The organism is Gordonia desulfuricans NBRC 100010 (assembly GCF_001485495.1).
In the GTDB taxonomy this organism is placed as follows: domain Bacteria; phylum Actinomycetota; class Actinomycetes; order Mycobacteriales; family Mycobacteriaceae; genus Gordonia; species Gordonia desulfuricans.
On the sequence record NZ_BCNF01000180.1, the window covers coordinates 1 to 11,717 of the forward strand.

The 11,717-nt window shown below is 68.8% G+C and carries 8 protein-coding genes and 1 pseudogene; 6 read left to right on the plus strand and 3 right to left on the minus strand.

Annotated features, from left to right (window positions below; genetic code table 11):
* The first annotated feature begins 335 nt into the window (after positions 1–335).
* Both GD1_RS23035 and GD1_RS23040 read left to right on the plus strand, forming a co-directional pair.
* A complete protein-coding gene (locus GD1_RS23035) occupies positions 336–764 on the plus strand; it encodes an NfeD family protein (RefSeq protein WP_053777190.1) in 429 nt (142 codons plus the stop codon).
* Positions 765–836: 72 nt separating this feature from the next.
* Positions 837–2,312, plus strand: coding sequence for an SPFH domain-containing protein (locus tag GD1_RS23040; RefSeq protein WP_083534657.1), 1,476 nt, complete (start codon positions 837–839; stop codon positions 2,310–2,312).
* Between the two features lie 87 nt (positions 2,313–2,399).
* On the opposite strand, the gene GD1_RS23045 is transcribed toward GD1_RS23040, so the two are convergent.
* Positions 2,400–3,110 carry a TVP38/TMEM64 family protein gene (locus GD1_RS23045; protein ID WP_059039831.1) on the minus strand — a complete coding sequence of 237 codons (711 nt, stop codon included), beginning with the start codon at positions 3,108–3,110 and terminating at the stop codon, positions 2,400–2,402.
* A 183-nt stretch (positions 3,111–3,293) separates the two neighbouring features.
* Between GD1_RS23045 and GD1_RS23050 the strand changes: the two genes are divergently transcribed.
* From GD1_RS23050 to meaB, 3 genes are read left to right on the plus strand one after another with little or no spacing between them, the layout of a single operon-like run.
* Complete coding sequence (locus GD1_RS23050) at positions 3,294–5,285, plus strand: methylmalonyl-CoA mutase family protein (RefSeq protein ID WP_059039832.1); 1,992 nt, start codon at positions 3,294–3,296, stop codon at positions 5,283–5,285.
* Positions 5,282–7,546, plus strand: a complete 2,265-nt coding sequence (scpA, locus tag GD1_RS23055; RefSeq protein WP_059039833.1) for a methylmalonyl-CoA mutase — start codon at positions 5,282–5,284, stop codon at positions 7,544–7,546. Before GD1_RS23050 ends, scpA begins: the two co-directional genes overlap by 4 nt.
* Before the next feature lie 11 nt (positions 7,547–7,557).
* Positions 7,558–8,583: a methylmalonyl Co-A mutase-associated GTPase MeaB gene (gene meaB / locus GD1_RS23060; RefSeq protein WP_053777204.1), complete on the plus strand. Its 1,026-nt coding sequence runs from the start codon at positions 7,558–7,560 to the stop codon at positions 8,581–8,583.
* A 10-nt stretch (positions 8,584–8,593) separates the two neighbouring features.
* Here meaB and GD1_RS23065 read toward each other — a convergent pair whose 3' ends face one another.
* Positions 8,594–10,999 (minus strand): TPR repeat domain-containing protein, encoded by a 2,406-nt coding sequence (locus GD1_RS23065; protein ID WP_059039834.1) that lies wholly within the window; start codon positions 10,997–10,999, stop codon positions 8,594–8,596.
* A complete protein-coding gene (locus GD1_RS23070; RefSeq protein ID WP_059039835.1) occupies positions 10,996–11,319 on the minus strand; it encodes a hypothetical protein in 324 nt (107 codons plus the stop codon). The genes GD1_RS23065 and GD1_RS23070 overlap by 4 nt, the downstream gene beginning before the upstream one ends.
* 146 nt (positions 11,320–11,465) lie before the next feature.
* Between GD1_RS23070 and GD1_RS23075 the strand changes: the two are divergent.
* A pseudogene (locus tag GD1_RS23075) lies at positions 11,466–11,717 on the plus strand (hypothetical protein); the annotation flags it as partial.

Consider the following 11,717-nt stretch of genomic DNA (forward strand, 5'->3'; position numbering starts at 1 on the left):
GCACCGTCGGGCGTGGTCCTTACGCTGATCAGGCCGACGACGAGCCGAGCGCCAGGCGTGGCCCTACGGTGATTGAGCCGACGACGAGCCGAGCGTCGGGTGTGTCTCTACGCTGATTGAGCCGACGAGGAGCGTAGCGACGAGGCGTGTCGAAATCTCCGCCGGCCGACCTCGCCACGCGACCACGGTCCGCGGTTCCCGACCACCGGCGGACGACGCCGATCCGAGCAACATCCACCACCCCCGATCCGCCGACCGGCACACGCGCGACTGAAGAGATCCGCACGCTCGAAAGGCCGCTCCGGCACGATCGGATTCTCTGGCAGACTGGGTTCATGAGCGCGCTCGTGTGGATCGCGGCGGTGATCGTTCTGGTGATCGGTGAACTGGTCACCGGGGACCTCGTGCTGCTGATGCTCGGTGGTGGTGCGCTCGCCGCCGCCGGCGTCGACTATTTCTTCGGCGCCCCGATCTGGGTGGACGGGGTCGTGTTCGCGGTGGTCTCGATCCTGCTGCTCACCACCGTGCGCCCGGTCGCCAAACGGCATCTGCTCACCCGCCCCACCTATCGCACCAACATCGAGGCCCTCGAGGGCAGGCATGCGACGGTGACCACCCGGGTCGACGAGCACGCGGGACGCGTCAAGATCGGCGGCGACGAATGGTCGGCGCGGGCGATGACGCCGGGCGAGGTGTTCGAGCCCGGCGACGAGGTGACCGTCGTGGAGATCGACGGGGCCACCGCGGTCGTCTGGAAGACGTGAAGAACCACACGAGCGTGGGCGACCTGACAACAGTTCACGAGTACTGACACCAACCGAGAGTGGGGAGTACGTATGGAATACGTCGGTCTGATCATCGCGGTCCTGTTGATCGTGATGGTCGTGGTGGTCCTGGCCCGGGCGGTGGCACTGATCCCGCAGGCCGAGGCCGCGGTCATCGAACGGCTGGGCCGCTACACCCGCACCGTGTCCGGGCAGCTCACCCTCCTGATCCCGTTCATCGATCGCATCCGTGCACGTGTCGACATCCGTGAGCGCGTCGTGTCGTTCCCGCCGCAACCGGTGATCACCGAGGACAACCTGACGCTGTCGATCGACACCGTCGTCTACTTCCAGGTGACCAACCCGCGCTCGGCGGTCTACGAGATCGACGACTACATCGCCGGTGTCGAGCAGCTGACCATCACCACCCTGCGCAACGTCGTCGGCGGTATGACTCTCGAGGAGACGCTCACCTCCCGCGACTCGATCAACGGACAGTTGCGCGGGGTCCTCGACGAGGCCACCGGCCGCTGGGGTCTGCGGGTGGCCCGGGTGGAGCTCAAATCGATCATGCCGCCACCGTCGATCCAGGAGTCGATGGAGAAGCAGATGAAGGCCGACCGCGAGAAGCGGGCGACCATCCTGACCGCCGAGGGCCAGCGTGAATCGGCGATCAAGACCGCCGAGGGCAACAAGCAGAGCCAGATCCTGGCGGCCGAGGGCGCCAAGCAGGCCGCCATCCTGGGTGCCGAGGCCGAACGCCAGTCACGAATCCTGCGCGCGCAGGGTGAACGCGCGGCGGTGTATCTGAAGGCACAGGGTGAGGCCAAGGCCATCCAGAAGCGGTTCGCCGCGGTCAAGGCGAGCAAACCGACTCCCGAGGTGCTGGCCTACCAGTACCTGCAGCAGATCCCCGAGATGGCCAGGGGAGAGGCGAGCAAGGTGTGGGTGCTGCCGACCGACTTCGGGTCCGCACTGCAGGGATTCGCACGGTCGTTCGGTGCCCGCGGCGACGACGGGGTGTTCCGGTACGAGCCGACCGACGACGCGGTCCCCGAGATCGACGAGTCCGACACCGAGGGCTGGTTCGACATGTCGACCGACCCGAAGGTCGCCCAGGCGGTGGCCGAGGCGGAGGCGGTGGCCCGCCAGCCCGTCGAGCCCGAACTGCCGCTCCGACGCCCGGAGCCCGCACCGGCTCCCGCGATCACCCCGAGTCCGGAGATCACCCCGGACCAGCCTGCCCGGTACGCGCCGGAACAGTATGCGGATGCGCCCCGTCCGGCCGGGCCGGCCGCCGGCGGCCAGCATGCCGCGGACCAGGGTCTGCCCCGCCAGGACCCGGGCGGCCAGGGCTATACCGGTCAGGGCTTCTCGAGTCAGGGTCTTGCCGGGCAGGGTTTGCCCGGCGAGGGTCTCCCGAGCGGGGACCCGGCGGGCAGGTACCAGGCGCCGGAGCAGTACCCCGGTCCGCAGTACCCGGGTGGGGCGCACCCGGGTGAGGGGCAGACGCGATGGCCACCGGCGGGCGGTCTTCCGCCCGGCTAGCGCCGCCCGGCGTCGTTCCCAGCCCACCGGCCTGCGGCTTCGGTCGCCTGGCCGGGTTCCCGGTCCGGTGATTCCGGTTCGGTGGATTCAGTCGGTCGCCGGTGCCGGCTGCTCGACCGGCATCCGGACGTCGACGATCAGGCCGATCACGCCGATGGCGAAGAACGTGCCGCTGAGCAGCAGCAGCCACGGATTCTGTGATCCGGTCAGCGCGTCGCCGAGCAGCACCACCGCGGTGGTACCGGGGGCCATCCCGATCACGGTCGCCAGCAGGTAGGGCACGGTGCGCACCGACGACAACCCGGAGCAGTAGTTCAGCAGCCAGAACGGGCACACCGGGATCAGCCGCAGGGACCCGACGGCGAGCCAGCCGCGGTGCGCGAGGCGGTACTCCACGGCCCGGATCACCGGCCGCCGCAGATAGGGCTGGACCCGGGTGCGTCCGGCCCCGCGGGCGATCCGGAACGCCAGATAGGCGGCCAGCGTCGCCGAGATCATCGCACCGACGAGTCCGACGACCGGCCCGAAGAACACCCCCGACATGACGGTGAAGATCGTGCGCGGGATCGGGAACAGGGTCACCACGACGTAGGCGAGGAAGAACACCCACACGAATGCCGGGCCGAGATCCTCACCCCATTCGCGGACGCTGGCCACCGATGGGATCGGCAGCAGGTAGGAGATCCCCAGCAGGGCGCACACCACGATCAGGCCGAGAACCGCGTTCCGGATGCTGCGCCGCCCCTGCCGTTCCGGGGCCGAGTCGTCGACGGGTATCGTCGACGTGTCCGGCGTCACAGCCTCGTCTTCGACTGGGGTCTCGACGACGGGGCGCTGGTCACGTGGCACCCATCCACTGTACCGACGCTTCGTGGTGGCATATCTCACGCCGCGGCCCAACCGGTAGGGGCCGACCGAGCGATCGGCTAAGGTCAACTACGCTCTGATCACCGAGCGCACTATGGAGGTGTGTCCAGCCCGATGCCCGAGCAAACCGTGCATTCAGCAGCATCCGATCCGGCGGGGTCGGCGGACCTGGCCGACGCATACCGGTCGTGGTCGACCGCAGCGGCGGCGGTCCTGGCCAAGTCCCGTCGCATCGAGGTCGATCAACTCCCGGACACCCCCGAGGCGTTGCTGTCGACCACCACTCCCGAAGGGCTGACCGTCCGCCCGCTCTACACGCGGCGTGACGAGACCACCGAACCTGGCGTCCCGGGGCGGTTCCCGTTCGTCCGCGGCGCCGATCCGGCACGCGACGTGCTGGCCGGCTGGCGGGTCACCGAGCGGTTCGGCGACGATCCCGCCGACGGTGAGCAGGACCCGATCGAGCAGATCAACGGCGACATCCTCGACGCCATGATGAACGGCGCCAGCGGGCTGTGGCTCGAGATCGGCGGCACGATCGGTGTCGACGACCTCCCGGCCGTTCTCGCCAACGTCTTCCTCGACCTGGTGCCGCTCACGCTCGACGCCGGCACCCAGGGGATCGAGGCCGCCCGCGCGGTCCTCGCCGTCAAGCAGGCCGGACTGGCCGCCCCCGAGGCCGCCACGCCGACCGCCGCGACCACCCTGTCGTTCGGTTTCTCGCCGCTGACCGCCGCTTTCTCCGGTCGCCCCACCGTCGACACCGACGCCGCCACCGTGCTGGCCGCCGAGGTGGCCGGTGCCACCGGTGCGGGATCGGTGCGTGCCTTCCGGGTGGACGGCACCGACTTCGCCACCGCGGGTGCGAACGACGCCCTGGAGCTCGGCCTGATCGTCTCCGCGGCACTGGCACACCTGCGTGACCTCACCGCCGCCGGACTGGACGCCGCGAGCGCCCTCGGCCAGATCTCGTTCGCCGTCTCCGTCGACGACGACCAGTTCGCCGGTATCGCGAAGCTGCGTGCGCTACGCCGTGTCTGGGCGCGTGTCGCCGAGGTCGTCGGAGCCCCCGACGCCGGTGCCGCCCTCACCCATGCGGTCACCGACCTGTCCATGTACAGCCAGCGTGATCCGTGGGTCAACATGCTGCGCAGCACCATCGCCGCCTTCGGTGCCGGTGTCGGCGGTGCCGACCAGGTCACCGTCCTGGCCTTCGACGCCGCCATCCCGGCCGAGCAGCGCACCTCCGGTGCCCGCTTCTCGCGCCGGATCGCCCGCAACACCCAGTTGCTGCTGCTCGAGGAGTCCAACATCGGCCGGGTTCTGGACCCGGCCGGCGGTTCGTGGTTCGTCGAATCGCTGACCGACGACCTCGCCGCCTCCGCATGGTCGGTGTTCACCGATGTCGAGCGTCAGGGCGGCTACCGCGGCGCCCTGGAGGCCGGCTGGATCGCCGACCGCATCGGGGAGTCGCTGGCCGCCCGCGACGTCGAGGTCGCCCATCGTCGGGCCTCGGTCACCGGTGTCAACGAGTTCCCGAACCTCGACGAGAAGCCGTTGCGCGGTTCGGTCGCCGGTGCCACCGACGTGGTCGGCGCCACCCCGCGGCTCGCCCGCGTGGGCCGTGCCTTCGAGGACCTGCGCGACCGGTCCGACGCCCAGCTCGCCGCCACCGGAGCCCGGCCGCAGATCCTGCTGCTGCCGCTGGGCAGTGTCGCCGAACACAACGGACGCACCACGTTCGTCGCCAACCTGCTCGCCGCGGGTGGCATCGCCGCAGCCAACCCCGGTCCGCTGACCGCCGAGGAGATCGCCGCCGCGGTCGCCGACACCGGCAGTCCGATCGCGGTGCTGTGCGGCACCAAGGCCCGCTACGGCACCGACGGTCCGGCCGCGCTGGCCGCGGCCCGCGCCGCCGGCCTCACCCGCGTGCTGCTGGCCGGTCCGGACAAGGAGTGGCCCGACGGCGACGACCGTCCGGACGGATCGCTGCGCGTCGGCATCGATGCGGTGGCCACCCTCACCGAGCTGTCCGACGCGCTCGCCGCGTCGGATGCCGCACAGCCGCAGACGCCGGGAGCCCAGGAACGGGGAGAACAAGCATGACCAACACCGAATCCAGCACGGCCATCCCGGACTTCGCCGACGTCACCCTCGACGGCGGAGCGGCATCCGCCACCGGTCTCGACGCCGGTGCGGTGATCTCCGGTCTCGCCGGCGCACACGGTTACACCGACGAGCAGGTGACCTGGACGACCCCGGAGCAGATCGACGTCAAGCCGGTCTACACCCGCGCCGACCGTGACGCGGTCGCCGCCGACGCCGAGCACCCGTACCCGATCGACTCGATCCCCGGTGCGGCCCCGTTCATCCGTGGCCCGTACCCGACGATGTACGTCAACCAGCCGTGGACGATCCGGCAGTACGCCGGCTTCTCCACCGCCGCCGAGTCGAATGCCTTCTACCGACGCAACCTGGCCGCCGGCCAGAAGGGTCTGTCGGTGGCGTTCGACCTCGCCACCCACCGCGGCTACGACTCCGACCACCCGCGAGTGGCCGGCGACGTCGGTATGGCCGGCGTGGCGATCGACTCCATCCTCGACATGCGGCAGCTGTTCGCCGGGATCGACCTGGGCAACGTGTCGGTGTCGATGACCATGAACGGTGCGGTGCTGCCGATCCTGGCACTCTACGTCGTCGCGGCCGAGGAGCAGGGGGTGCCGCCGGAGAAGCTGGCCGGGACCATCCAGAACGACATCCTCAAAGAGTTCATGGTCCGCAACACCTACATCTATCCGCCGAAGCCGTCGATGCGGATCATCTCGAACATCTTCGAGTACACCAGCCAGAAGATGCCGAAGTTCAACTCGATCTCCATCTCCGGCTACCACATCCAGGAGGCCGGTGCGACCGCCGACCTCGAGCTGGCCTACACCCTGGCCGACGGTGTCGAGTACATCCGGGCCGGCCTCGACGCCGGCCTCGACATCGACAAGTTCGCGCCTCGGCTGTCGTTCTTCTGGGGCATCGGCATGAACTTCTTCATGGAGGTCGCCAAACTGCGTGCGGCACGCCTGCTGTGGAGTGAGCTCGTCGCCCAGTTCGAGCCCAAGAGCGCCAAGTCGCTGTCGCTGCGGACCCACTCGCAGACCTCCGGCTGGTCGCTGACCGCGCAGGACGTGTTCAACAACGTCGCGCGCACCTGCGTGGAGGCGATGGCCGCGACCCAGGGCCATACCCAGTCGCTGCACACCAACGCCCTCGACGAGGCGATCGCGCTGCCGACCGACTTCTCGGCACGTATCGCACGTAACACCCAGCTGCTGCTGCAGCAGGAGTCGGGCACCACCCGTCCGATCGACCCGTGGGCCGGATCGAACTACGTCGAGTGGCTGACCCACCAGCTGGCACAGAAGGCCCGCGCGCACATCGCCGAGGTCGAGGCCGCCGGCGGCATGACCCAGGCGATCAACGAGGGTCTGCCCAAGCTGCGGATCGAGGAGGCCGCGGCCCGTACGCAGGCCCGCATCGACTCCGGTCAGCAGCCCCTGGTCGGGGTGAACAAGTACCAGGTGACCGAGGACGAGGAGATCGAGGTCCTCAAGGTCGAGAACTCCAAGGTGCGCACCGAACAGCTGGAGAAGCTCGACCGGCTTCGCGCAGGCCGTGATTCGGCTGCCGTCGAGAAGGCCCTGGCCGAGCTCACCCGCGCCGCGGCATCGTCCGACGGCGGCATGGAGAACAACCTGATGGCCCTGGCCATCGACGCGGCACGCCGTCAGGCCACCGTCGGTGAGATCTCCGAGGCGCTCGAGAAGGTCTATGGTCGGCATCAGGCCGAGATCAAGACCATCAGTGGGGTGTATCGACATGAGGTGGGCGAGGTGAGTGGCGTCGACTCCGCCATCGAGATCGTCAGGCAGTTCGCCGAGGCGGAAGGCCGACGCCCCCGAGTCCTGGTGGCGAAGATGGGTCAGGACGGACACGACCGAGGACAGAAGGTGATCGCCACGGCGTTCGCCGACCTCGGCTTCGACGTCGACGTGGGCCCGTTGTTCGCCACCCCGGAGGAGGTCGCCGCACAGGCGGCCGACAACGACGTGCACGTCGTCGGCGTGTCGTCGCTCGCAGCCGGTCACCTCACGCTGGTGCCCGCGTTGCGCAAGGCGCTCGAGGAGGTGGGCCGTCCCGACATCATGATCGTCGTGGGTGGTGTCATCCCGCCGGGCGATTTCGACGAGCTCTACGAGGCCGGCGCCTCGGCGATCTTCCCGCCCGGAACGGTGATCGCCGACTCCGCGGTCGAGCTGGTCTCGAAGCTGGCCGACAGCCTCGGGCTGGAACTGGCCGGAGTCGCCTCGGAGTGAGCGCGCACGACGTGAACACCACCGGTGTGCGGGCCGCACCGCGGCCCGCACGCCCGCCACTCGACCTCGATGCCCTGGAGCAGGGCATCCTCGCCGACAAGCGGGCCGACCTGGCGCGGGCGATCACTCTGGTCGAGTCGACCCGGGCCGATCACCGCGCCGCCGCCCAGGACCTGCTGCTGCGGTTGACCCCGCACGCAGGCCGGTCGTTCCGGGTCGGTATCACCGGGGTTCCCGGTGTCGGCAAGTCGACCACCATCGAGGCCCTCGGGATGCATCTGATCTCGATGGGGCACAAGGTCGCCGTGCTGGCCGTCGACCCGTCGTCCACCCGGACCGGTGGGTCGATCCTCGGGGACAAGACCCGGATGGGGCAGCTGTCGGTCAACCCGAACGCCTACATCCGGCCGTCCCCGACCTCCGGCACACTCGGCGGTGTGACCAAGGCCACCCGCGAGACCATCGTGCTGGTGGAGGCCGCGGGCTTCGACGTGGTGCTGGTGGAGACGGTCGGCGTGGGGCAGTCGGAGGTGGCCGTCGCCAACATGGTCGACACGTTCACCTTCTTGACCCTCGCCCGGACCGGGGACTCGTTGCAGGGCATCAAGAAGGGTGTCCTCGAACTCGCCGACGTCATCATGGTCAACAAGGCCGACGGCAAGCACGAGCTGGAGGCCAAGTCGGCTGCGCGTGAGCTGAAGAACGCGCTCAAGCTGATCTATCCGCACAATGCGCTGTGGATGCCCCCGGTGCAGACGATGAGTGCGCTGGAGAACACCGGCGTCGACGACTTCTGGAACGCGGTCCTCGAACATCGCGAAACCCTCACCAGGGCAGGGGAGTTCGAGGGTCGTCGGAGCCGCCAGCAGAGCGACTGGATGTGGGAGATGGCCCGCGACACCGTGCTCTCGCGGCTGTCGCACAGCGCCGGGGTCGCCGGGATCCGCGACGACGTCGAATCCCGTGTCCGCTCAGGCGATCTCACACCGGCGCTCGGCGCGAAGCAGATCATCGACGCGTTCGACGCCGAGCGCTGACACCTGCCGGTCAGTCCGGTCCGCGCAGGATGAGTCGTTCGTAGTTCTCGGGGTTGTTCGGGTCGAAGTGGAACGATCCGTTGCGGCCACCGGTGCCCACGCCGGCCTGCAGATTGTCGACGATGTACTTCCGGTTGACGTCGGGGTCGTCGGCGACGATCTCACGCAGGGCGGTCTCCATGTCCATCAGCAGGTTCTGGCGTGTGGACGTGGTCCCCGACAGCAGGTCGTCGAGCGACTTCAGGGAACCGTTGTGGTAGAGCGGGCCGGAACCGTGGATCTGGTCCTCGCGCAGGATCTGGGCCAGTGCCCCGTAGGTCAGCAGGATCTCGTTGTCGACCGGTGAGTCGCCGTCGATGAGGCCCTTCCCGAGCGACAGTGGAACATCGTCGGCGGTCTCGGGGGACAGCACCCACGGTGTGATGGCCGTGCCGGCGGCCCCGGCGGCGATCGCCACCGGATGCGGCACCGCGGTCAGTCCGGCCGACACCGAGGTCATCAGGTTCTTCACCTTCAGATTCGTTTCGTTCTGGGCGTCGACCCGGTTGTTCTCGTCGAGTTGCAGATCGTATTCCGCACCATAGAGACCCATCTGTGCCAGGTACCGGAGGTTGGTACTGAAATCGCCCAGGCCACGTGCATCGGCGGGATTGTGCGCCGCGGCAGCGCCGTTGAGCTCTATCTGTTGCAGGACGGCGCGATACAGTTCGGCTCCGGCTCGCGTCTGTGGCACCCCGTCCACGTTGTCGCTGGCGATGAGCGTGAACAGTCGTGCGGCCCGCCGTTGGACTTCGTCCGTGCCGTACGAGTGGCCGCCGTTCGACGGGTCGAGGAGTGTCGGGTCGAGGTGGGGGACGGTGTCTCCGCCCGCCGTGGAGCCGGCGAGGACGTTCAGATACGGCAGCGTGGCGTCGAGGAGGGCGTCGGCCAGCAGTGGGTTGATCTTCCCGATCGCGTCCCGGTCCGGATTGGCGTTCATGAGGGTGTCGAAGGTGTTCCCACCCGTTGTGGTGGTGGCGTGGTCGAGCAGGCCGGTGAAGGCGCGATTGGCCAGTGCGACCTGACCGGGATCACCGCTTGCGGCGGCATCGCCGATCCAGCCGACGAGTCCGCCGACGGTCCTGCCGTCGTCGTCCCACTCGTGGGCGTAGAGCCACGTGGTCATCTGATCTCGATCGAAGTGCGGTAATGCCGTGCCGTCGGCATAGTGCCCAGAGAGAAATGCCGCCGACGCCTCGTGGTTCCGGGCACCCACCTCCAGCAGCGACGAAATCGTGAACTGGTAGGTGCGGTCGGCGATCTCGGGACCGAGGTCGTCCTCGGTATAGATGGTCGCTGTGTACATGAGTCCGCTGTCGGCGCCTCGGCTCGCTCCGCCCGCAGCCTTCCGGATCAGTTCGACGCCCAGACGCTCACCGGGCGGAACTCCGTGGGTGCTGCGCAACAACCGCATCAGCGGTATGTCGACGGTCTTGACGCGAGCGCTCTCGTTCGAATTGCGGTTCTCGGCCCAGGTACGTGCCCACTGCGGCAGGTACTCGAATCCGGTGTTGGTCCCCACGTTCTCGTTCGAGAGCACCAGGAGTCCCTGACCGAGGGCGCTGGACCACGAATGGCGGGACGGATCATCGAGCCCGGTCATGGCGGTGTGGAGCGCGAACAGTTCCGCCGGGCCGAGGTTTCCGTAGAACATGTGCAGGTACTGCTGGACACCGAGGGGGACGTCGGTGAGTTGCTCGCCGTTGCGCAGCTTCTCGATCTGCATCGACGTCAGTCCGGCGGCCAGCAGGCTCCGGCCGATCGCGGCCACCTCCGCTGGCGTCCACCCGCCCTCGGCCATCAGTGCGTGACGCCGGCCGTCCTGTGCGCTGAGGGTGAGTTCGGGTGGGGCGACGGTGTGCACGGCATGGACCGCGCCGCGGATTCGGTCGGCGTGCTCGGCCGCGGTGCCGGCCAGATCGTCGGCCTTTGCCTTGACGAAATCGGTCCATTCGCGTTCCTCGGCCGCCTTCCGGGCGGGTGTTCGTGGTTCGGTACCGCGGCGGGCATACCGCATGGTCCAGGTGGGATCGTTCGAGCCGACCGGGAGGAAGCCCTGGAATGCCGCGGTCATGAGCGCATCGTTGACCACCGCCTTGGAGGCGCTGATCGCCTCGGCCGCCTCGGTGAGCGCGGTCTGCAGGTCCTGAATCCGGCCCGCGACCGCCTTGGCCCACATGCGCTGCTCTCGGGCGCGTGTGTCGGCGGCGGTGCGGGCGGCGCCGCTCCACGATGTCGCCGGGATCTGGTCGACACACCGTTCCGCCGCGGTGGAGTTCTCGACGATGGCCTTCGCCAGCGCGGCGAGTTCCGGTCTGGGCAGATCCCACGGCCGCCACTCGTCCATGATCGCCTTGGTGAGTGTGTGACCGGTCATCGCGGCGCCTGTGCGTGCGGCAGCTCGGCCAGATGTGCGAACGTCGTCGCGTTCTCTTCGTCGGCGGACGCGGCGATCGTGCGCACCGCCCGGACTGCTGCCGCGAACGTCTCCCACTGCCCGGAGACCGCGGTCTGCGCCTGGCGCAGGCCGTCGGTGGCCTTCTGTGCGGCGGCGACCATCGGTGAGTGGGGCATCGCCACGGCCATCGTCGTCGTGAGATCGCACCGCGCAACGCTTTCGATGTCGTACGCCATGCTCTCGAGACTTGCGGCGATACCGTCGACGGCCATCGGGTCGACCACGAACTCCCCGCTCATCGCTGCCCCCTCAACACTTGTCGCGGCTGTGTGACTTGCGAGGACTCTACGACGCCGCGTGGCGACGTGGCGGAATCCATCCACAGGCCACACCGGTGTGGTCGGCGGCGACGGATTCTGTCGGACCTCGTCTGTATGTTCGGTGCATGACCTCGGGGATGGCGTCAGCACAACCGGCCGGCACGGCCGGTGAGGGCGGGTTGTCGTGGCAGGACCTGGTGGAGTTGCAGCCGTTTACGGTACCGGTGGCCGAACGGTACTGGGGCGATGAGGAACTCGATGCCGGTGACCTGACCGAGATCCTCGCCCACTGCGCGGCGACCCGGGCGACGGCCTGGTACCGGATGTTGCAGGCCGCGTCGCTGCTCTACGAGGACTACGAAGAGTCCCATCACCAG